The sequence below is a fragment of the thiotrophic endosymbiont of Bathymodiolus puteoserpentis (Logatchev) genome (assembly GCF_900127505.1).
Classification (GTDB): domain Bacteria; phylum Pseudomonadota; class Gammaproteobacteria; order PS1; family Pseudothioglobaceae; genus Thiodubiliella.
Window position 1 is genome coordinate 74,522 of the sequence record NZ_UEXF01000069.1, and the last position, 22,312, is coordinate 96,833.

Genomic DNA, 22,312 nt, shown 5'->3' on the forward strand with positions numbered 1-22,312 from the left:
TGGTAGTACATGTTTTAAACCTTTGGCATCTGTGATGTTAGCAGGGGTTAATGCAACTTTGTTGATTAACCCTGATTGCATATCCACACTAATGTGTTTTTTAAAACCATACCAGAATTTATTTTTACCTTTGGCGCCAAACTTTGCTTGTTGGTCATAAGCCACCTTTGGTAGCGTTGTGTTGTTGAGTTTTTCTAATTTATTAGCAATGGCTAAATCTCGCGCTTGCCAAAGGTTGGCTTTTGCGACTAAATGAGAAGCGTCAATAAAGGTAAAGACTTCATTTAGATAGCCTTTGGATTTAAGTATATTTTTAACTTCGTTAAAAATTTTGGATAAAAGATGTGTGCCTATTTTTGTTCGCATCTTTGAAAAGATACTATAAGTTGGCGTTTTATCGCTTAAAGCGAAATTACAAAACCATTTGGCAGCGGTATTTTCTTGTAAGAATCTTTCTAACGCTCTGTCGCTAATATCTTCTAGATGTTGTAATAACAATGTTTTAAATAGGGTGTTGATACCGTAGCCTTTGTAATTACTATTACCAGCAATTGTGGTTAAGTGCTTATTGGTTATTTTGTCTAAATCAATAAGTTTGGTGAATTTACGATAGAGGTGGTTGGTTGGAACTAAGTCTTCTAGGTTGATGATTTCTGTTTGAGTGGTCATTATTTTTTTAAGTTGTTGATATTTATAGTATTTTACTATAAATATGGTGTTTTTTGGGTTTTTATTTTCAACAGCCCCATTAAGTAAGGACGACGCTCGTCTAAAAATCAGAAAAACCAATGAAAAACTGTTTGAACAAGCTTATAACACTTCTAATTAGTTGACTGTTAGTAATAATCATAGACTGGCTGGTTGAAAAGTAGTTTTTTATGTGAGAAAATTATTTTTTGGATTTTTTGGTTCTATTTTTGGATTTGGGATATCTTAAGATCTTAAAAATCCTTAAAGTTTGTAACTGTATTTTCGCTAGATTTAGTCAAACTTGCACAACAACACCTAACTACCAAAGTTAGATTTCAATTGATAGACATACATCAAACACAACAAGCACATAAGGCATTTAACGCATTCTTTGAAATTAATATAACGGCATAGAAGGGTCAATTGTCTTTGCCCAAGCATCAATACCGCCACACAAATTAATAACTCTTTCAAAACCAATAGAATCAAAATAGCGTGCCACTTGCATAGAGCGAATACCATGATGGCAAATAATAACGGTTTCTTGTGTTTTGTCTAATGAATCTATATTGCTCATAATCTGCCCCATCGGCAATAATTTGGCATTTTCAAAATGACATTTGTCCCACTCCCATTGTTCTCGCACATCTAACAATAAAGGTTGATTGTTTTTTAAATAAGTTTCAAATTCAATGACGCTAAAATCTTTCATAAGTTTAATTGAGCTGTATGCGAGTACCCCAAGGTGTGCACTCTTTGCCTTTAATGAGCCACATAACTGGATAATTTGGCTCTACTTCAGGGAATACACCTTTGGCATCGGTGAAATAAATAACCACATCATAGGCACTGTCTTGAGCATTGATATAGTCAAATACGGGGTTAAAATTAGTGCCTTTGCCACCACCCAAAGAAGCAGGGAATTGTAATTCATCCCAAGCTTCAAAGCGCCAAGGCGAGTGTTCACAGAGCTTATCATCGCAGGCAAGCAGTGTAATACTGGCACGCAAATTAGACTTGATGGCACTCACTTCTGAGACAAACTCATCCACTTCTTCTTGAGAAATAGAGCCAGAAGTGTCGATTGCCACGATAATGTCAATCTGATGAGATTTAAGCGAAGGCAGGATCGCTTCGCCTGTTCTGCGTGATGGACGAGAGTAACTAAAATCATCTCGTGCAAATGTTGACATATATTGCGCCAATAAGGATTGCCATGAAACTTGAGGCTGTAAAAAAAAATCAATTAATTTAGCAAATTCCTCATCAAGTTTTCCTGCTTGTTGCGCAAGTTGTGCGCTTGAAGCAAGGTTTTTCTGCCACTCGCTAGCAAGCTTCTCAAGCTCATCAGGTTGTAGCTTGGCAGGCTGTTGCGCCAAAGAAGATGCACTGCTCTGCTCACCTTCACTGGCTTTGCTTTTCGGTTTAGGCTCTTGTTGTAGTTGATCTTCACGCATGCCACCCTCTGATTGTTGAGAATCATCATTCGCCTGGTCATCATATAAGTGCTGGTCCATTGGCTCTTGATTAAGATTATCATCAATCATTGGATAAATTTCCTCAGCAATCATCCCTACATATTGCTGAAAAATCGGCACATCAATCGGCGGATGAAAACCCTCTTTGACTAATAATGGGTTAATGGCAAAGTCACAGGCTAAATCCCACTTGTGTTTAGTTCGATTGCCCCGTCGTGCAAAATGTGTCAATGCACAATGTAGTGCTTCGTGAATTAAAACAAATTTGATCTGATGATTATTTAGTGAATCAATAAAATCAGCATTATAATAAAAACTTTTAGCATCAGTAGCACTGGTCTTACACCAAGAATCCGCCGCTATTAAAGGTAGGCGCAATACCAAATTACCTAAGAAAGGCTTATCCAATATCAGTTGCGTGCGTGCTTTAGTGAGTCGCGCTTTAATAGCCTTTAACTCTTCTGTGCTAAGTATGTGTTTTTCCTCTGTTGGGACAATGTCTTCGCCGACTACGCTAACCTTTTTTTCAGGTTTTAAAGACTTGTTTTGCCATGTTGGGTAATGCGATTGTTTGTCCACTAGTCAAATAAGGTGTCCGCAATTTTGCTTGCCCAGTCGGCAAACTCTGGAATAGCAAAAATTTCTTCGCCGATAGCACGCTGCATATCAGATACCAGCATTACACCCAATTCTTTTTGCGGAAAGTCGCGGGCAAAATTGAGAATATTACCCCAAACCTGTTGGGCGTTGTCTTGATCTTTAACACTAATCGCTCTACCGACTAACGCAGAACAAATAGCATATTGAAGGTCGATGGCATCTGGGATTGAAACTGATTCGCCATTCACAATCGCATCTAAATCTGGCAAATCTTCTAAATGTTCAATAAAGGTGGCTATCTCAATACCCGCCACTTCACCCACACAGGCACTGGCAGCGGCTCCAAATAAATTCAAATTATCATCAAATTTTTGCAAAGCGCGATGCGTAAATTCCCAAGTTCTTGGTGATGGGAAAGCCACAGGATTGTGCGCAGAATCAAACTCAAATAAATGCTCAGGGCGATAACGCAAAAAACCAATAATTCGCTCATCAATGTTATTTTTATAAGCCCAATCCACCCAATCATCTAAATTGACATCAAGCTCATAATGTGAAAAACGGTTTGCCAAAGGTGCTGGCATTGAATAAGTCACACCACGATCACCTTGGCGATTGCCAGCAGCAAAAATTACCCAGCCTTGTGGCACTACATAATCCCCTAAACGCCTGTCTAAAATAAGCTGGTAAGCCGCAGCAGAAACAGTGGGTGGCGCCGAAGTAATCTCATCTAAAAATAAAATACCTTGCTTGCCGTGTCGTTTTTCATCAGGCAATAACGAGGGAATTGCCCAATCTACTTGTTCACCATTTTTAAAAGGAATACCGCGTAAATCACTCGGCTCCATTTGTGACAGACGAATATCAATCATATTTACATTGTGTTCCATAGCAATTTGAGAGATGATTTGGGATTTTCCAATCCCTGGTGCGCCCCACAACATAACAGGCGTATGATAACCGTGAAGCACTGATTCAAATTCTTGATTTAAAATAATACTGACTTGCTCTGGACGCATAATTAACTTGAAAATATTAAAATTGACACTATTTTATAGCAATAGACGATAAAATTACCCAATATGAATAAGCTTAATCCAAAACCCACACCAGAAGCCATTTTTAACTTTCCTTGCGACTACCCTGTCAAAGTCATGGGAAAAGACTGCAAAGAATTACACAGTGAAATGTGTAGCATTATTGAACGCCATGCAGGTGAGATTCATTTGAGTCAAATTAGCAGCAAAAAAAGCACTAAAGGTAACTATATTTCCTACACTGTTAGAATTGTTGCAACCAGCGTGTCGCAACTCGATTCAATCAATAAAGAACTGCAAGACCACCCTTTAGTCGCTTATATACTGTAAAGACCTCTATATGAAAATTGTCAATTTAGGACTGCAAGACTACACGCAGACTTGGGAGGCAATGAAAATATTTACTGCCAAGCGTCAAGCCGATAGTGAAGATGAATTGTGGATTGTTGAACACCCTGCTGTATTCACGCAGGGTATTTCTGGCAAGCCTGAACATTTATTACAAACCAGCGATATTCCTGTGGTACAAAGCGACCGTGGCGGACAAATCACCTACCACGGCCCTGGGCAATTGATTGTGTATTGTTTAATTGACTTAAAACGACTGGGTATCGGGGTTAAAAAGATGGTGTCACTGATGGAAGTAGCAATTATGGACTTGCTGAAGTCTTATGATGTTGAATCGCAGTTAAAAGAAGATGCGCCTGGTGTATATGTAAAAGGTGCAAAAATTGCCGCATTAGGACTTAAAGTGAAAAATGGTATTACTTATCACGGATTGAGTTTAAATTTAAACATGGACCTTTCTCCCTTTTCTCAGATAAATCCTTGTGGATATCAGGGCTTAGCAGTAACACAACTGTCAAATTTAACGGATAATAGCCAGTTTGAAACCGTTGCCAACAAACTTACTAAAATCTTAATGAATCATGTCACAAGAAGTTGAAATCAAAGCCTTGAAAGGCGAATCAAAAGTATCACGCTTAAGAATTAAGCCTGATTCAGAGCGTACGCCACTTAGAAAGCCTAAATGGATTCGTATAAAACACCCTTCTGGTTCAAAAGTTGACAAACTCAAAAGCACACTACGAGAACAGAAGTTGTTTACCGTTTGCGAAGAAGCACAGTGCCCTAACCTTAGCGAGTGTTTTAACCACGGTACAGCGACCTTTATGATTATGGGGCAAATTTGCACCCGTCGTTGTCCATTTTGCGATGTGGCGCATGGCAAGCCCAAGCCATTAGATGTCAAAGAGCCAAAGCATTTAGCGCAAACCATTGAAAAAATGAAACTTAAGTATGTGGTCATTACTTCAGTTGATAGAGATGACTTGCGTGATGGTGGTGCCAGTCACTTTAAGCAATGTATTAATCAGATTAGACAAACCACACCACAGGTAAAGATTGAAATACTAACACCTGACTTTAGAGGCAGAATGGAAAAAGCGCTTGAGGTGTTTGAAACTTGCCCGCCAGATGTGTTTAATCACAATCTTGAAACTGTGCCAAGTCTATATCCAAAAGTGCGTCCAGGTGCTGATTATGCCTATTCGTTAAAGTTATTAAAATCATTCAAACAACAACATCCTGATGTTACTACCAAATCAGGCTTAATGCTGGGCGTTGGTGAGACTAAACAACAAATATTGGATGTACTGTCTGATTTACGAGCACACGATGTAGATATGCTTACGCTTGGGCAATATTTGCAGCCTAGTAAATACCATTTAGCGGTTGAGGAATACATTACGCTTGAGCAATTTGAAAAATACAGGGTAATTGCAACTCAAATGGGTTTTTCTCAGGTTGCTAGTGGCCCTATGGTACGCTCATCGTATCATGCAGATTTACAGGTAGCTGGTGCGTCTATTGGATAAAACATCCAATTTCATCAGCTTGCCATCCCCAGAGACAGACATGGTGATTTATCAGAAAGAGGCTAAATGGTTTTAAAGCTATAATTTGATTTTTTTAAGTTAATCCCAATACCCACCTCACTTCGAACAGCGCCAAATATGTTTAAAGATGTATTGGCTTTGCTCTTGATTATCTCTCTAAGTTCCTTCTTCGAAATGCAAAAACGATTACAATACTTACTTTTTCTTTTCGTGGCTAGCTAAGACCCTTAAACTTTAAGAGACCTTTGCATAAATAGGAATAATCATCAGAAGCCCACTTTTCACCCACTTGGCGATTTTTCCAGCGTCTCTTTAAAATCAGATAATTCGCTATCAAAAAACGCCTGCAACTCTTTTTACAATTCGCTATTACTGATAATATCAATACTATTTAACACTTATTTATCATTTAATTTGCTCAACCATTAATTGTAAGTTGGTTTTTCCTTGCCACTCGTTAATGGATAACTTGTAAGCAATTTGTGCTGTTGTTTTATCAATGGGTGCTTGAAAAAATGCAATCCCGTCATGTACTATATTATCACCAACAAGTTTAAGGCTGCATTTAAGGTGTTTTTCACCTACAATTCTTTGAGTGACTATCTCAAAATCCCCATAAAAAATAGGTTCTTCAAATCCTTGCCCCCATGGTCCGCTATCTGCCACTAGTTGTGCATTGTCTAAAGTTATGTCAAACGCTTCTAATCGTCCATCAGTTAAGAGTTCTGCCTTAGGAAGTTCGTTATTCAAATACGCTTGAATAAAATCATTAAATACCTTTTTAAATACTGCAAAATTCTCTTTTCTAATGCTTAGCCCTGCCGCCATTGCATGACCGCCGAATTTTAAAATCAAATTAGGATTTTCTCTATCTATCAGATCTAACAAATCTTTAATATGCACATCAGGAATAGAACGAATAGAGCCTTTTATAAATTCTTCGCCTGATTGTGCAAATACTGCTACTGGACAATGATAATCTTCTTTCAATTTTCCAGCGACAATACCAACAATACCCTCGTGCCAAGAGGCATCAAATAAACTCAGTGCAAATTTATCAGTTTCAACACTCTGTGTGTCAATAATAGCTTGCGCTTGTTCTTGCATAAGTGCTTGCTGCGCTTTGCGGGCTTGGTTAAATTGCTCTAACTCTGCTGCATAACGCCGAGCATCATTTATATCATCCGTTAGCAAGCATTTAATACCACGAGAAATATCGCTCAAGCGCCCTGCTGCATTAAGCCTTGGTCCTACGGCAAAACCCAAGTCACTAGCCTGCAAGGTTTGCGCTTTTCTATTGGCGATTTCCAACAACGCCAAAATACCTAGCGAACATTGTTTGGCGCGAATACGCTTAAGCCCTTGGTCAATTAAAATTCTATTATTTTGGTCAAGTTTAACCACATCTGCCACCGTACCAAGTGCCACTAAATCTAATACTGTGCGCAAATCTGGCAATGCAATATTCTGCTTGGTAAAATAATCACGCTTATTAAGATGTGTTTTAAGTGCTGACATCAAATAAAAACACACGCCAACGCCTGCAAGATTTTTACTTAAAAAATCACAACCTTTAAGGTTAGGATTAATGATCGCATCTGCCTCAGGCAAAGTCTCACTAGGCAAATGGTGATCGGTAATAATCACATTAATGGCAGATGCTTTTGCCAATGCTACCCCTTCAAAACTTGAGATACCATTATCAACCGTAATAATTAAATCAGGTTGTTTCTCTTTAATTGCCAATTCAACAATTTCTGGACTCAAACCATAACCATGATCAAAACGATTAGGTACTAAAAAGTCAACATATTTAGCACCCATCAATCGTAATGACTTAACTGCCACAACCGATGCGGTAGCACCATCACAATCAAAATCTCCCACGATTAAAATGCGCTTATCGCACAATAAGGCTTTTTCAAGCACATCAAGTGCGATATCCAATTGCCCAAAGTTAGGCCTTAGTAAACTATCTAAACCCAAAGATAACTGCGCTTCTGAAACGCCTCTAGCAGCATAAATATTTTTTAAGAAAGTGGGGATGTCATCTGAATAAGATACAAACAAATCTTGCTCTATTGTTCTAATCAACATATTAGGTTTTTTATTCTATTGGCACTTTCTGGTGCCATATTAAGTCCATTACGAAAATGCCCAGTGTTGATATACAGGCGCTCTAACTGAGCGTGCTTACCAACAATCACATCCGATTTACTTGCGGGTCGAAAACCCGCCCAGTGATGCTCAATCTTAGCGCCTTTCAACTGCACAAGCCGCTCAGCAGCAAAGGCAAGTAACTCATCACCCACCTGCTTATCAGTACTTCTATCAAAGCCGGCGTCTTCCATGGTAGAGCCAATCAAAAGTTGCCCATCTTTTCTAGGAATAATATAGTGACCTTGGTCAAGCACAATATGCTCTAATGCATTTACCTCAGTCTTAACGATAATCATCTGTCCTTTAATGGGAAATATTTTGCCATCATCACCTAACAAAGACGAGCTCCAAGCGCCACTACAAATAATTGTATTATCGGCATAATAATCTTTGTTTTTAGTCTTAGCACCCAGTGCAATATTATCTTTAATAATCAAATCATCAACTTTGGTGTGTTCAACAATCTCAACCCCGCGTTTAAGAATATCAGCTTTAAGTGCGTTTAATAATCTTGGATTGCGTACTTGTGCAATATTTTTAAATAAACCACCTTTGGGATGTGTGCTGGTAGTAAGCTTGTATTTGTCCATCCATGCTTGTGCTTTGAGTGTGTTGTATTCATCCATCATTAACAAACCTGATCGGATATATTCAGGGTCAATACCCGTATCCTCAAACAAAGTAGCACATAAATCACCGTACACCGCTTGAGAGGCAATGCTTAGTTCATTCACCAAATCACTATAGTGCCAAGGATAAAGTGGGCTGATAATACCACCACCTGCCCAAGAAGACTCTTTCCCGCATTCACGCTGGTCTAGCAAAGTCACACGAGCACCTGCCATTGATAGCGTTCTTGCACTCATCATGCCAATCGCACCACCACCAATGATTAAGCAATCACTCATTTTTTCCAATCCACTATTAGTAGCAATACCACACCAACAGTAATAAAAATATCGGCAAAGTTAAAAATTGGCCAATGAAAATCTTGATAATGAAAATGAATAAAATCAACCACAAAGCCATTTGTAATTCTATCAATCATGTTACCAACAGCGCCTGATAAAATCAGGGTTAGACTGATAAGCTTAAACTTTTGTTTTAAGGGTGTTTTGAATATCCAAATGGTAATAGCGATACTCGCAATAACAGAAATACTTGATAAAAAATCACGCTGCCAACCACCACCATCAGCCCAAAGACTAAATGCTGCCCCATAATTATGTGCAAAAGTTAAAGAAAAGAATGCATTAATATCAACTGAATTGCCAATACCGCCTAAAGTCTCATAAGCTAGCCATTTGCTCATTTGGTCAAGTATGACCAAAATTAGCACCCATAAAAAATAAGATCTAATTTTCATAATTTACTCGGATTATATTTAATAATTACAATGATGGGAATAATACAACTTGAAATTACCACCACCCACAACAAACCACCCAATTGTGCGTAATCTTGCGCAACAGTGACAACACCATCGCTCACCACCTCACGACTAACAACAAAGATTTTGTTCAAATACTTAGTTAACAAACCACTCGCAGATAAGGCAATATTCATCAGCGATGCCATCAGTGCAAACCAAGTGCCTTTTTTGCCTTCAGGGGCATAAATTGCCACCAAAGTTAACATCAACACTTGTGCGATATAATCAAACGGCGAAGCCAATGCAGTATCTACTAATGCCACCGTTCTGGCTTCAACACCAAATAATGTGTGTACATCATAATACATTGCCACAATCGGTAGAAACAACAAAGTGCCAATAATAGTTAAAAATATCAATACTTCGCCAATATTGCGCTTAACAATAAATTTAGCACTCAGCCACATCCCTGCCAAAGCTATCGCACCACTAATTGCTGATAACTTAGCAAAAAATGATTCATCAAAACCAAGCACATCAATTTGCCACCACTGTAAAGACGCACCGACTGAGGGCATAGCACGATAAACAAAAATAACAATCATTGCCATCTTAATATGGCGAATCGCATTTTCACTTAAATCACCAATCAAACCATTGAGTAAAGTCAATACAATACCAAGAGAAAACACAAATACAATCTCTTGTGCATAAGGCACTTGTGCATAACCCATAATCACAACAAAGAACGCAAAAGCCAAGCCACCAAATAACACATGTTTGTTAATCTTAGATACTGGCACAGGGTTAAGGTGTACCAAACTCACCCCAAGAATTGACAACAAAGGTATAAATAACGCAATCATAAAGACTACTTCACGCTCATCTTTAAAAACATCTGCCAGCTCACCACCAATCCAACCCGTGATAAAAATCGCAAAACCTAATGACAAACGCGCCAATACTTGAATACTTGCTAATTCTTGATGGATTTCTTCTTCAGACTGACTCTTGTCTATCACCTCAGTACTCATCGTATCTGCCACCACATCCTGCATCACAAAACCAACAACAGCAATCACGCTGGCAAAAATATAAACACTCTTTTTAGAAAACTCCGCAACAATTGAATGCTCACCCACCACCGCAATCATCATTAAAGAACTCATGGTGATGAGCAGTGCACCAATGTAGACATAAGATTTACGGTTGGATCCAAAAATCAGCACACTATCAACCAATGAGCCGAAAATCATTTTCACCGTCCATGGCACCGTCAGCCATATGCCCAACTCTGCCAAATCTGCTGCACTCATATCCAGTGTCTCTTTCACCCAAAAATTCAAAGCAATAGCGGTAAAAACACTACTGCCGTAGGCAAAATACACCAACAAGAGTGGCACATAGCGCAATCGTAGCGCTCTAATCGGTGTCAATAAAACACTCAGCACTACAGCTAAGGATTTTGTTAGTGAAAGTGAAATATTTAACATAGCAGTTATTTAGATGAATTTTCCCATTATAATTTGTCTATTTTAATATAGTGAGAATATTATGGGATTTTTAGATGGAAAAAAAGCATTGGTGGTTGGTGTTGCTTCTAACCGCTCAATTGCGTGGGGTATTGCCGAGGCTATGGCAAAACAAGGTTGTGAAATTGCACTCACCTATCAAAATGAAAAACTTAAAAAGCGGGTTGATAAATGTGCTGCGGTTTGCAATTCAAATATTGTAATAGAGTGTGATGTTGCTAGTGATAAAGGCATCGAGCAAACCTTTAAAGCGTTAAAAAATCATTGGGATAACTTTGACATTTTAGTGCATTCAGTGGCTTTTGCACCGCGTGAAGCATTAGATGGTAACTATATTGATGCCACTACTCGTGAGAACTTTGCTACTGCCCATGACATCAGTTCTTACAGTTTTACTGCACTGGCAAAAGGCTCAAAATCCATGCTAAATAAAAACGCTGCACTATTGACGGTAAGTTACTTGGGTGCCATTCGTGCCATTCCTAACTACAATGTGATGGGTGTTGCTAAGGCTTCACTTGAAGCAAATGTACGCTATATGGCAGCGGCAATGGGCCCTGAAAAAGGCATTCGTGTGAATGCGGTATCAGCAGGCCCAATCAAAACTTTAGCGGCGTCTGGTATCAAAAATTTTAGTAAATTACTGGATCATGCGGCCAACTCATCGGCGCTCAAACGCAATGTAACAATTGAAGAAGTGGGTAATGCTGCTGCATTCTTATGTTCAGATTTAGCATCAGGTATTACCGGTGAAATTACCTATATTGACTCAGGGTATAACTTTTACGACAAAGGTCCTGATTGATAGTTTGAAGCCAATAAAAAGCCCCGCATTGCGGGGCTTTTTATTGAAGGTTTCAGCCTGTTTTTTTATAATCGGTCTGAGAATATTTTAATATCAATATCTTTGTGTAGTGTTTTCAAAATGCTATTAAAAAACGCTTCAGACTCAAAACCAAGTATGACGCTTGACAATGCATTATTTGGTACATTATTAGATACTCTGATTGCTGATAACTTCAACACAATGGATTGCTCTGCATTCAGACTTTGTGCATCATAAATCACACCATCATTTGGCTTCGGCAAGGAGAATACGATATTAATAATCCCAGTATTTTCTTCCCTTGAGGATCTTTTAACCCAACCAACATCCTTCCATGTAAGTTGATATTTTTCCATTAATTTTTGAACGGTAGTCGTATCGCCCTTACTCAGTAAAGCGGTAATTTTATCGGCAACATTATCAATAAAAGTCTTAGCTAATAGTCCAGATAAATGTTTAGCAATCTCAACTTTAACTTCATCAAATGTCTTTTCTCTTTGAGGATTTTTTTCATTAATCCTTAATACCACAAACTTATCTTTAGACAATTCAATCAATTTAGAGCTCTCGCCTTTGTTCAAGACTTCATCACTATAAGCTGCTGCTACAAATTTAGCATCATGTTCTTTTGTGTCTTGAGTAAAAAACTCAGAAGTTCTAAGCTCTAAATCCATTTGATTGGCTGCTGCTTCCAAATCTTCCTCGTATGACAAATTACTTAATTGCTCTGTGAGTTTGTAAATAGATTTCTGCACTTCACGCTCAGTGTAAAGTTTGGTTAACTCACTGCGTAGCGACTCAAAAGGTTTAACCTCACTTGCTTTAATCTTATTTAACTTAATAATATGATAACCAAAATCAGTTTTGACTGGACTACTGACTTCACCCTCTTTCATAGCAAATACCTTAGCTTCAAACTCAGGTACCATCGCACCCATAGCAAAAAATCCCAAATCACCGCCACTGTCTTTTGAGCCTGTATCTTGAGAATGTTTAGCGGCCAACTCAGCAAAAGACTCACCTTGTTTTAACTGTGTGATAATCGTATTTGCTAATTCTTCAGACTCAACCAAAATATGCTGCGCTTTGCGTTCTTCTTCCGTGCTAAAGCGTGCCTGCTCATCTTCATAAAGATTAGACAAATCATCATCGTTCACTTTAATACTTTTAGCAATTTCTTTAGTTGATAATTCAACAAAATCAACTTTTACTTTTTGTGGCTCAAGAAAAACTTGTTTGTTTTCATCGAAAAATTCCTTAACACTCTCAGGGTTAACTTTCACTTCATCGATATAATTTTTTGTATTAAGCATAATATGACTAAACTTGCGCTCTTGGTCATTCAACGACTGTATACGCTTTAGTGCTGATGGCGTCAAAAATGCAGAGTCTGAGAAATTGCGCTTGATTTGATTTTGCGTCAATCCTTCTGTTTGTATGCGCTCATATTCAACATCTGAAATACCATTTAATCTAAGCAAATCTTTGTACCTATCTATAGAAAACTTACCTTCGACTTTAAATACATCGTTTGATTGAATGAGCATCTGCAATTCACGCTGTGTTGTTGCATAATCCGATTCATCTGCCAATTGCGCTAACACGCGTCTATCAACCATTGACTGAATCGTTGAAAACTTTACTTTAAGGTTGATCTCAGCTGTGTAGTTTTTACCCAGCTGTTGTTGCAAGCGTCTTTTAGCAGCATTAAACTCTTTTAAATATGCCTCTTTAGAAATATCATCACTGCCAACACTCGCCACCACAATATTTGAAGTGTTTGTAAAGTATTGGTTAATACCAAACAAAGCAAACGGGATTGTAATCAGGGCAACAATTAAATAAGCAACCCAACCTTTGGTTTTATCTTTAATAGAACTTAACATAGTATAATTTTATAAAAATTTAAAACAGGGAATTATAATTAATTTTCACCCTTAAATAAAGTAATTATTAATACTAAAGCCACACCCGTCATAATTGACACAATAACTGGCGTGACAAAATATTCAACAAACACCGATAAAAGCACTGGTAAGCCTTGACTTAGCTTAGCTAACCAATGTAGATACACAACATTATGAATGATGATACTACCGCCTACCATGAGCATTGCAATTGCACCAATCCAACCCAATGATTTTAGAATTTTTGGCATACCCAAGATTAATACCTTGCTTATAGCTTGATAAAATTGACTGTTGGTTTTCTCATCTCTTAGATAAAAACCAATATCATCCATTCTAAGAATCATGCTAACAATACCATACACAGCAAATGTTGATATCAAGCCAATTAGAACCAATACACCTACTTGAGTGACAATCGGCGCTTCAGCAACACCGGCGATAGTTAATGCCATAATCTCAATAGATAAAATAGCATCTGTTCGCACCGCTGAGGCGATCGTTTTATCCTCTGTTGCAGACAAGTCATCTGTATTAGGTGTAGAATGATGATTATTATACTCGTGCACTTCAATAAAGCCTAACTTTCCCCCCATAGACTCTGTACCTTCATAGGCTAAATACGAACCACCCAGCAATAAAACTGGCAACATAATCCACGGTGCAAAATAAGTAATTAAAATAGCAACTGGAATAATAAGGAGTTTATTTATTAATGACTTTTTAGTAATTTTCCAAATAACTGGCAACTCTCTTTTAGCCGTAGTATTACTCACATACTGGGGGATGGCTGCTGTGTCATCAACCAGAATACCTGCCGTTTGAGACAAAGATTTGGCTGTTTGATTGGCAATATCATCCAAAGACCCAGCAGCAACTTTTGTAGCCACCACTGACAAATCATCAGCAAGTGTGGCAATATATCCAATTAATCCTGACATAACTACTGTCTACTCCTTTTAAAACAGACAAAAAAATAGCACTCATAAAGAGTGCTATTTAAAAATGGCGGAGCGGACGGGATTCGAACCCGCGACGTCCTGCGTGACAGGCAGGCACTCTAACCAGCTGAGCTACCGCTCCATTTTTTTGGTGGGCGCTACAAGACTTGAACTTGTGACCCTCGCCTTGTAAGGGCGATGCTCTACCAACTGAGCTAAGCGCCCAAAAAATACCTGATACTTAAATCAAGAAGTCGCATATTATACTCAAATCAAATACTCTTTTTGTAATGAATTTATCTATTTTTTAAGTTGCTGAATCAATGGCAACATTTCTTCTTGCCAAAGTCGCTCAGTAATCTCACCAATACGCTTAAAACGAATCACGCCATTATTATCAACAATAAAAGTCTCAGGTGTGGCATACACGCCCAACTCTAAACCTAACTTTCCTTGCTCATCAAAGATTATAAAACCAAAAGGATCACCCAATCTCTTTAAAAAATACCGACCTTCTCGCTTGGTATCTTTATAGTTAATACCTACCATTTGCACAACACCCTGTTTTGCAATATTGTTCAACATTTGGTGTTCTGCACGACAGGTAACACACCAAGACGCCCATACATTGACTAACGACACTTGGTTTTTTAATTTCTCTTGCAGGTGATATTTTTCACCCGTTTTGAAATCTTGAACTTCAAGGCTTGGAAAAGCTTTGCCGATTAAAGGCGATGGCAATTTTTTAGTATCATGCCCCAAACCATCATACAAAAACCAAGCCAATACAACAAAAATTGCTAAGGGTATAAACTTACCCATTACTCTTTTGCCTCCTTCAGGGCGTCTGCCACTTCTGGTGGCATGTAGTTCTCATCATGTTTTGCCAGAACTTCGGTAGCAATAAATTTACCGTTTACCAAAGATCCTGTGGTGATAATGCCTTGCCCCTCTCTAAATAAATCTGGCAAGATACCTGTATACTCAATGCTAAATTTATTTTTATTATCCGTTACATCAAAAGTTGATTTCAAATCCTCTCGCTTAAAACTACCAACAACAACCAAACCACCTAAGCGAAAACTTCTATCAACTGGCGCTTTGCCCTGTGCCACCTGAGTTGGATCATAAAAATAATTGCTACTACTACCAAGTGCTCGAAATAAAAGCGTTACTGCTAGCATCGCACCTGCGATAAGCAATGCCACAAATGCCATTCTGTTTTGTCTTTTAGTCATTCCTTGTCCCTCGCATATTTAATGTGTAATTGTGTTATAGTGCGCTTATGTGTTGCTTTCGTGCCAACAAACAAAATCGCTACTGTGGCAAAAGTAAGCAAATACGAAGCCCAAATATAAGCAGTGTATTTATCAAATAACAAAAATTCTATCATTTACCCACTCCAACAATAATCTCTCTAACCCAGCGTGAATTTTGCTCCCTCACTAATACCTCGTCTCGCGCACGCATCAACACCAGGGCACCATATAAAAACTTAAAAGCAAAACTGACTAACATTAATGCAATAAACATATCTATTTGCATAGATATCTTAGTAACACCAATAGACGAACCTTGATGCAGACTATTCCACCACTCAACTGAATAATAGATAATGGGAATATTCACCGAACCAACGATTGCCAAGATAGCAGAAGCCTTATCAGCCGTTTTTGGGTTATCAAAGGCATTATGAAGTGAGATATAAGCCAAGTATAAGAACAACAAAATAAGCTCAGAGGTCAGTCGTGCATCCCATGCCCACCAAGTGCCCCACATCGGTTTACCCCACACACTACCTGTAACTAATGCTAACAAAGTAAAAGCAGCACCAATAGGTGCGGATACTTTTGCCACTATATGGGCGAGTTTAATTTGCCAAATAAGCCCAATACCGCCCGCAATTGCTATTACTACATAAATAAATAAACTCATCCATGCAGCAGGCACATGTACATACATAATACGCACACTGTCACCTTGTTGATAATCAGCTGGTGAGACGACAAAACTCCAATACAAACCAATTAATGACAAGCCAATAAATGGAACCATTAACCAAGGAATGATTTTTTCACTGGTTTGATAAAAATTTCTTGGTGAGGCAAATGCCTGAATCCACTTCCACATAATTACTTTATTTGTTGCTAATTGGGGTTATTTTAACGATTTTTGTGCCACATTGTTGCGTAAATAAGTAGGCAATGGTAATTCATCATCATGCGTGGTTTTTTGACTTAAATACAAATCAATCAAATTCTGAGACTTAGGGTGGAAATCTGGCGTACAGTGGCCAACACCTGTTTTCTTAATAAGCTCATCCTTATAGGCGCCCCAGCCTGTACCCACACCGATAAATTCATCATTCAGTGTATCCACTTCATCGGGTTTTGCTAAGCGTTGTGTTGTTAATACGCCATCTTCATACACACCCCAATAAACCTCATTCATTCGTGCATCAAGTGCGACTGCAATCTTATTAGACTTGTATTTTTTAGCAGCGCCAGCACCTAATACTTCAAGCGTTGAAAAACCTTTGGTAGGAATATCAAATGCCAAAGACATTCCTTGCACTACGCTAATGCATATACGCACTCCAGTAAATGCACCTGGTCCTTTGGTATAGACAATAATATCCAAGTCTGCCACCGATAAAGCTGTTTGCTCAAATACCTCATCACACAATGGCAAAATTAAACCAGAACTCTTCGCTACATCTTTAACAAAACGCGAGACAGTTTCACCTTGTGTGTGAAGACTCACAGAACACACCTCAGTGCAGGTATCAATAGCGAGTATATTTTGATTTGTCATAACGAGACTTTTGCAGGGTTATAGATGATGATTTTTCATTTTACAACCTTTTGATGTTTATGATACACACGCAATACCAAATTTCTACGCTTTAGCAATCTATCAGGATGTCGAGTCGGATGATAATAACTCGGTCCTTTTATTAGTGCCACCAAAGTTGCCAAACCCTCTAAAGACAATTTACCGATCTCTTTATCAAAATAAAATCGTGCCGCACGCTGAAATCCATGCACCTCAAATCGACCATACTGCCCCAAATATACACTATTCATATAACGAATAAGAATGTCTTTCTTGTCAAATGAAAATTCTAACAACAACGCCATCAGAGCCTCTTTGAACTTTCTTTCAAAGGTTTTATCACGCGTTAATAATGAATTTTTAATCATTTGCTGAGATAATGTACTGGCACCTCGCATTGGTCGCTCGTAAAACCAGTTATCACGCAAAACTCTAGCAATCTCCATAAAATCCACACCAGAATGATTAAAAAACGATTGGTCTTCCATTATTAACAACATATTAACCAATGACTTAGGATAAATCTCTAACGATAATTGAGAATTCGTCAAATCAAGCGGCTTAGAAAATTCATCTTTAACCACGCTATGTAGATAATTCAAATAAACGGCAAAAACCACAATACTGAGTAACGCTAAGCGTTTTAACCATTTTGTAGCTCTAAACTTCACACCTTACCTCATTGCGTTACAACACTCTTAAAAAGTGGTTTGTATTATATACCCGAAGCCACAAAAACAACATAAGTTCTGTCTATTTCTAAAATTGCACTGTTTTGAGATTTCGACCTCCGTTTGCGCTAATTTAAGCTTTTTTTAAAAAATGTTTGTTCTCTTGTAATAATTTAGCGTGTGTTACTTTTTGATGTGATGTATTGGTAGTATCAGCGACTCTTTTAAAGGTTTTATCTTGTTTTTGATTCCATTAATCCATCCACCTATAAAATCATATTTCGACGAATACTAAATTGCGATACAAACATTCGCTTGATTTACTGTATGCAAAGGTCTCCTTTAATTCAAAATTAAATTATACTATTTTTTAAAAAAACCTTTGTGTAAAATATGAGCATCTTTATTCTCTTATCGCTTCTCAGGTTTATTCAAATATTTGTAAGTTGTAATAAAATCATCTATGGTTAAAAAATCTTATAACATGTGTAACTTATTAAAATTCCTTACACTAATTGCATTACTTCACGCCTCCAATTTATATGCAATAACTTTAGAACAAGGCTTGGAAGAAAATCTTAAATTAGATAGACAAAATGCCAATACTGAAAGATTGGCAAATATAACGCAATTCTTAAAGAAACTTAAATCCCCTTCAAAGATAAGCGGCAAATTTAAAAAAGAAGAAAAATGTATTGATATTCACACAATCAATGTCCAAGGGGCATCTCTTATTGACAATAAAACCATCAATGCCGCTGTTGAGCCTTTTACAAATAGATGTTTAGGTAGGGTTAATATCGATAATATTATAAAGTTATTAAATCAACTTTACTTTAATCACGGCTATATCACCACCAGAGCTTATCTTCCCAAACAAAAAACAAGTCAAGGTATTTTAAAACTGATAATAATAGAGGGGAAAATTAACACATTATCATCTGATAACAAAAACTTATATTTAAATAATTTATTTTCCGATAAACCAGAAAGTTATTTAAATATAAGAAACTTAGAACAAGGAACAGATCAAATTAACAGATTAGAAGGCTATCAATCAAAAGCTGATATTAAACCTACCAGCAAAATAGGCTATAGTGATATTATTATAAAAAGTGCTTATAAAAAGAATATTTATTTTAGGTCGGGGTTTGACAATAGTGGTTCAGAAAGCACAGGGGAAATTGTGGCCAATATTGGCACATCAATAAACAATCTTGTTGGTATTAACGACCAATTAATGATTGATTTGAGATCCAATTCAAATCCAGATGAAGGCAAAAAATTAAACAGAACGATATCACTTTCATACGATGTTCCGTATATTGACTGGAATTTTGGCACTCGCTTAAATGAAACCAAAAATGTCTCTCTTATAAACAATAATATTCTCATAAACAATCAGTCTATCGCGACTCAATTGAGAAACATCAATAGCAACATAGAAATATATGCCAAAAAAAACATATATAGAGATGAAAGCAAGAAAATATCATTCAATATATCTTGGCATAAAAAAGATAAGGTTTCTCAGGTGAACAAAGCCAATATAGAGGTTAGTACTTATACTAGAAATCATCTTGCAGTAGGCATCAACTTATCTAAAAAAACAAAAGAAAATAGCGACTATTCCCTAGATTTCAAAATTAAACATGGATTGGGATCAAAGGTTGTATTTCATAACAATAACGGGGAAATCACCCCCACACCTAAGAGTTTTCCAGGGCGACACTTTACAATATATAAAATAGGGGGATCTTATAATACCACGCTAGCAAATAAGATAAATCTAAAGCTAGCATTTGACTCTCAATATTCTGATGATATTTTATTTGGTGGGGAAATGTTTCAAATAGGCGGCGTTGGATCCGTTAGAGGGCATAGCAATATAGCCATATCGGGGGCTAAAGGCGCCTATTTTCGATCAACTTTTTCTTTTACGAAGCTTTCTCCATCGGATCCTCAGTTTTACCTATTATACGATATTGGGTATATTTTCTCAGGCAAAAGAACTGATGGGGGTAGACTTGATGGCAAGGGCATTGGCGTTAAACTCAACATATTCAACCAAAAATTATCACTTGAGTATGGTGAAAATCACACACGAAAACGCGATCACGCTTTCAGTGTTAGTTTTAACGCCTCTTTTTAACGACTAGGTAGTTTTTCCAGCAACACCCAGCATTTCTTTAGAAAGGTAAACTCAATCTTAGCCTCACTAGGACAAAGCTTAAAAATTTCCAAGTAGCTGAAAAATAGATACCTAGTGATTGTATAAAACCCCAACAATTTCAGACAACAATTTAAACTTTCTTGTCAGGTTTCACCACGTTATTCCCTACTATAAAACCCCAACAATTTAAGACAACAAATTAAGATTTCTTATTTCGAACAAGTTAAACTTAACCCAACAATTCGGAGTAAAAAATTATGAGTAAAAAACGAACAAACTATTCATCAGCATTCAAGACTAAATTAGTTCTTGAGCTGCTGCAAAATGAAAGCACTTTGGCGCAGATTGCCAGCAAGCATAACATCTTGCCACAAAACCTAGTGAACTGGAAGAAGATCTTCCTTGCTAACGCTGAGATTGCTATGGAGCCATCTAAAGCAGTTAAAGAATACAAGGAAGAGCTTATTAAATCACAAGAGCAAAACGAACATTTAACCACGCTAGTGGGCAAGGTAACTGTCGAGAAGGAGTGGTTAGCAAAAAAAGCTAAAAAGCTTGGGCTCATCTAAACTAAAGCAGTTGATTGATCTCAAGCCGACTACAGTCCATTCTTCATCCTCTTCTTTATCCATTAATCAACAATGTCAACTACTTGGCATTAACCGCAGTGGCTTATATTATAAGCCACGCGTTAATCACACCAAGCAAACCATTAAAAATCACATCACCAAAGTATTTGAAGAAATACCCATCTACGGTGAGAATAAGGTGCATAAGCAGCTTCTGGAAGATGGTTACAAGGTAAGCTTAAATATGGTAGCACGCTACCGTCAAGAACTAGGCTTGCAAGCCGTACTAGCGGTTAAACCTATTAACACGATAACACCAATCAAAGCGCATAAGAAGTATAGTTACAAGTTGCGAGGATTGAATATCAGCCATGCTAATCACGTATGGAGCACTGACATCACCTACATCAAGATTGCAGGCGGTATGGTTTATATGACTGCTATTATTGATTGGCACAGCAAAGCTGTGCTATCGTACAAGATATCCAACACCATGGATTCTCAGCTGGTAATGAGTGTGCTTAACGAAGCTTTAGAGAAGTATCCACATCCAGAGATATTTAATACCGATCAGGGTAGCCAGTACACCAGTGAAGTGCACACTCAAAGACTCAAAAAATTGGGTATTACTATATCAATGGATGGCAAAGGCAGAGCAACCGATAATATCTGCATTGAGCGCTTCTGGCGAAGCGCCAAAGTCGAAAGAATCTATTTGAACGCATACCAGACCATAAACGAACTAACCACTGATGTGGATGACTATATTGAGTTTTACAACAACAGAAGATTCCATCAGACATTAGATTACAAAAAACCAATGGATGTGTACCAAGAAAGTATAAAATTGAACCAGAATAAGAAGAAGGCTTCTTAGGATGTTCTATATAAGAAATTTTAAAAAGTTGTCAGAGGTTTTGGGGTGATAAAATGAGACTGAATAAGAGCGGCAAACACCCAACCAGGAAAGCTGGTAATGATTATATTAAAACAAAGAAAGTAGGTAAACCCTCTTTTTAAATGGAGCATAAATTCCAAAATATTAATTCACTGTCTCTTAAAGGCTCATAAAAGAGCTTTGATTTTACCGACAATAAAAATCAATAATGCTACTTTTGTATTCAGCGTTACAAGCAAATCTGATATTTTGCTACGCTAAACAAGGATAGCTGTTTTTATATAAGGCTTTTTTTTGCCAGATTGGTGAGATGAATTGATTTATGCAAAGGTCTCAATTAATATTTGAGTCCCTTTATCTTTTACGGAAATTGAATTTATTTAAAACATATAAAACACCTTCTAGTAACAATATTTTTTTAGGCATTGTAGGAAGTTGCTTGATGATAGATGTTGCCTTTTTAGATTGTGGGCCTTTTTGGTGTATTCTGTAAATACCTGGATATAAAAAAGAAAAATTAATTTTATACCATAAGTGAATATCTGAAAAAAATAGACGCCATTGTTTTGGTAAAACTTTTAAATCCTTGGCTAAAGATCTTGTGTAGTTACGGTAATCAACAATGTGGGATACACGATCAAAATCAACGGGAAATTGCCATTTTGAGGCTTCTTGTTGATTTAAAATGCATTTTTGCATTGTTTCTTGATTAGGTAAGGATATTT

24 protein-coding genes and 2 tRNA genes are annotated in these 22,312 nt (G+C 37.4%); 7 read left to right on the top strand and 19 right to left on the bottom strand.

The features are described 5' to 3' along the window. The 4 genes from BHECKSOX2_RS08240 to BHECKSOX2_RS08255 form a co-directional block, all read right to left on the bottom strand. A partial coding sequence (locus BHECKSOX2_RS08240) for a transposase (protein WP_139683187.1) occupies window positions 1-669 on the bottom strand: 669 nt, incomplete at its 3' end. Window positions 670-1,087: 418 nt separating this feature from the next. Then, window positions 1,088-1,402, bottom strand: a complete 315-nt coding sequence (locus BHECKSOX2_RS08245) for a rhodanese-like domain-containing protein (protein ID WP_090716352.1) — start codon at window positions 1,400-1,402, stop codon at window positions 1,088-1,090. A 4-nt stretch (window positions 1,403-1,406) separates the two neighbouring features. Further along, on the bottom strand, window positions 1,407-2,747 hold the full coding sequence (locus BHECKSOX2_RS08250) for a vWA domain-containing protein (RefSeq protein WP_245391358.1): 1,341 nt from the start codon (window positions 2,745-2,747) through the stop codon (window positions 1,407-1,409). Further along, a complete protein-coding gene (locus BHECKSOX2_RS08255; RefSeq protein ID WP_139683188.1) occupies window positions 2,747-3,787 on the bottom strand; it encodes an AAA family ATPase in 1,041 nt (346 codons plus the stop codon). The genes BHECKSOX2_RS08250 and BHECKSOX2_RS08255 overlap by 1 nt, the downstream gene beginning before the upstream one ends. Window positions 3,788-3,850: 63 nt before the next feature. On the opposite strand from BHECKSOX2_RS08255, the gene BHECKSOX2_RS08260 reads away from it, so the two are divergent. The 3 genes from BHECKSOX2_RS08260 to lipA are packed head-to-tail and all read left to right on the top strand — an operon-like array spanning window position 3,851 to window position 5,682. Continuing rightward, window positions 3,851-4,135: a YbeD family protein gene (locus BHECKSOX2_RS08260; RefSeq protein WP_139683189.1), complete on the top strand. Its 285-nt coding sequence runs from the start codon at window positions 3,851-3,853 to the stop codon at window positions 4,133-4,135. A gap of 10 nt (window positions 4,136-4,145) precedes the next feature. Further along, window positions 4,146-4,751 (top strand): lipoyl(octanoyl) transferase LipB, encoded by a 606-nt coding sequence (gene lipB / locus BHECKSOX2_RS08265; protein WP_139683190.1) that lies wholly within the window; start codon window positions 4,146-4,148, stop codon window positions 4,749-4,751. After that, window positions 4,735-5,682, top strand: coding sequence for a lipoyl synthase (gene lipA, locus BHECKSOX2_RS08270; protein ID WP_139683191.1), 948 nt, complete (start codon window positions 4,735-4,737; stop codon window positions 5,680-5,682). The genes lipB and lipA overlap by 17 nt, the downstream gene beginning before the upstream one ends. Window positions 5,683-6,108: 426 nt before the next feature. Here the strand turns inward: lipA and recJ are convergent, their stop codons facing one another. The 4 genes from recJ to BHECKSOX2_RS08290 are packed head-to-tail and all read right to left on the bottom strand — an operon-like array spanning window position 6,109 to window position 10,728. Further along, the gene (recJ, locus tag BHECKSOX2_RS08275; RefSeq protein WP_139683192.1) at window positions 6,109-7,800 is read right to left on the bottom strand and encodes a single-stranded-DNA-specific exonuclease RecJ; all 1,692 of its coding nucleotides are present in this window, start codon (window positions 7,798-7,800) and stop codon (window positions 6,109-6,111) included. Beyond that, a complete protein-coding gene (locus BHECKSOX2_RS08280) occupies window positions 7,794-8,771 on the bottom strand; it encodes an NAD(P)/FAD-dependent oxidoreductase (protein ID WP_139683193.1) in 978 nt (325 codons plus the stop codon). The genes recJ and BHECKSOX2_RS08280 overlap by 7 nt, the downstream gene beginning before the upstream one ends. Continuing rightward, entirely contained in the window at window positions 8,768-9,229 is a 462-nt protein-coding gene (gene lspA, locus BHECKSOX2_RS08285) for a signal peptidase II (protein ID WP_090715068.1), read from the bottom strand. The genes BHECKSOX2_RS08280 and lspA overlap by 4 nt, the downstream gene beginning before the upstream one ends. After that, a complete protein-coding gene (locus tag BHECKSOX2_RS08290) occupies window positions 9,226-10,728 on the bottom strand; it encodes an MFS transporter (RefSeq protein WP_139683194.1) in 1,503 nt (500 codons plus the stop codon). The genes lspA and BHECKSOX2_RS08290 overlap by 4 nt, the downstream gene beginning before the upstream one ends. 61 nt (window positions 10,729-10,789) lie before the next feature. Here BHECKSOX2_RS08290 and BHECKSOX2_RS08295 point away from each other — a divergent pair, with 61 nt between their 5' ends. Continuing rightward, on the top strand, window positions 10,790-11,572 hold the full coding sequence (locus BHECKSOX2_RS08295; RefSeq protein WP_139683195.1) for an enoyl-ACP reductase FabI: 783 nt from the start codon (window positions 10,790-10,792) through the stop codon (window positions 11,570-11,572). Window positions 11,573-11,637: 65 nt separating this feature from the next. Here the strand turns inward: BHECKSOX2_RS08295 and BHECKSOX2_RS08300 are convergent, their stop codons facing one another. The 10 genes from BHECKSOX2_RS08300 to BHECKSOX2_RS08345 all read right to left on the bottom strand — a co-directional run bounded on the left by BHECKSOX2_RS08300 (window position 11,638) and on the right by BHECKSOX2_RS08345 (window position 17,947). After that, entirely contained in the window at window positions 11,638-13,479 is a 1,842-nt protein-coding gene (locus tag BHECKSOX2_RS08300; protein ID WP_139683196.1) for a SurA N-terminal domain-containing protein, read from the bottom strand. 38 nt (window positions 13,480-13,517) lie between these two features. Further along, a complete protein-coding gene (locus tag BHECKSOX2_RS08305) occupies window positions 13,518-14,441 on the bottom strand; it encodes a DUF808 family protein (RefSeq protein WP_139683197.1) in 924 nt (307 codons plus the stop codon). A 65-nt stretch (window positions 14,442-14,506) separates the two neighbouring features. Beyond that, a tRNA-Asp gene (locus BHECKSOX2_RS08310) sits at window positions 14,507-14,583 on the bottom strand. Window positions 14,584-14,590: 7 nt separating this feature from the next. Then, a tRNA-Val gene (locus BHECKSOX2_RS08315) sits at window positions 14,591-14,666 on the bottom strand. Between the two features lie 75 nt (window positions 14,667-14,741). Further along, the gene (locus tag BHECKSOX2_RS08320) at window positions 14,742-15,263 is read right to left on the bottom strand and encodes a DsbE family thiol:disulfide interchange protein (RefSeq protein WP_090714737.1); all 522 of its coding nucleotides are present in this window, start codon (window positions 15,261-15,263) and stop codon (window positions 14,742-14,744) included. Beyond that, window positions 15,263-15,679 carry a cytochrome c maturation protein CcmE gene (gene ccmE / locus BHECKSOX2_RS08325; protein ID WP_139683198.1) on the bottom strand — a complete coding sequence of 139 codons (417 nt, stop codon included), beginning with the start codon at window positions 15,677-15,679 and terminating at the stop codon, window positions 15,263-15,265. The genes BHECKSOX2_RS08320 and ccmE overlap by 1 nt, the downstream gene beginning before the upstream one ends. Next, entirely contained in the window at window positions 15,676-15,834 is a 159-nt protein-coding gene (ccmD, locus tag BHECKSOX2_RS08330; RefSeq protein ID WP_139683199.1) for a heme exporter protein CcmD, read from the bottom strand. The genes ccmE and ccmD overlap by 4 nt, the downstream gene beginning before the upstream one ends. Continuing rightward, window positions 15,831-16,571 (bottom strand): heme ABC transporter permease, encoded by a 741-nt coding sequence (locus BHECKSOX2_RS08335; protein ID WP_090714727.1) that lies wholly within the window; start codon window positions 16,569-16,571, stop codon window positions 15,831-15,833. The genes ccmD and BHECKSOX2_RS08335 overlap by 4 nt, the downstream gene beginning before the upstream one ends. A gap of 27 nt (window positions 16,572-16,598) precedes the next feature. Continuing rightward, the gene (gene tsaB / locus BHECKSOX2_RS08340; RefSeq protein ID WP_139683200.1) at window positions 16,599-17,255 is read right to left on the bottom strand and encodes a tRNA (adenosine(37)-N6)-threonylcarbamoyltransferase complex dimerization subunit type 1 TsaB; all 657 of its coding nucleotides are present in this window, start codon (window positions 17,253-17,255) and stop codon (window positions 16,599-16,601) included. Between the two features lie 35 nt (window positions 17,256-17,290). Further along, window positions 17,291-17,947 (bottom strand): biosynthetic peptidoglycan transglycosylase, encoded by a 657-nt coding sequence (locus BHECKSOX2_RS08345; RefSeq protein ID WP_139683201.1) that lies wholly within the window; start codon window positions 17,945-17,947, stop codon window positions 17,291-17,293. A 484-nt stretch (window positions 17,948-18,431) separates the two neighbouring features. Between BHECKSOX2_RS08345 and BHECKSOX2_RS08350 the strand changes: the two genes are divergently transcribed. From BHECKSOX2_RS08350 to BHECKSOX2_RS08360, 3 genes are all read left to right on the top strand, one after another. After that, window positions 18,432-20,099 carry a ShlB/FhaC/HecB family hemolysin secretion/activation protein gene (locus tag BHECKSOX2_RS08350; protein WP_180323722.1) on the top strand — a complete coding sequence of 556 codons (1,668 nt, stop codon included), beginning with the start codon at window positions 18,432-18,434 and terminating at the stop codon, window positions 20,097-20,099. Between the two features lie 278 nt (window positions 20,100-20,377). Continuing rightward, window positions 20,378-20,689: a transposase gene (locus BHECKSOX2_RS08355; protein WP_139683203.1), complete on the top strand. Its 312-nt coding sequence runs from the start codon at window positions 20,378-20,380 to the stop codon at window positions 20,687-20,689. Continuing rightward, complete coding sequence (locus tag BHECKSOX2_RS08360) at window positions 20,676-21,566, top strand: IS3 family transposase (protein WP_139683204.1); 891 nt, start codon at window positions 20,676-20,678, stop codon at window positions 21,564-21,566. The genes BHECKSOX2_RS08355 and BHECKSOX2_RS08360 overlap by 14 nt, the downstream gene beginning before the upstream one ends. Window positions 21,567-21,941: 375 nt before the next feature. On the opposite strand, the gene BHECKSOX2_RS08365 is transcribed toward BHECKSOX2_RS08360, so the two are convergent. Beyond that, window positions 21,942-22,312, bottom strand: a 371-nt coding sequence (locus BHECKSOX2_RS08365; RefSeq protein ID WP_180323723.1) for a hypothetical protein, incomplete at its 5' end; no start/stop codon positions are given.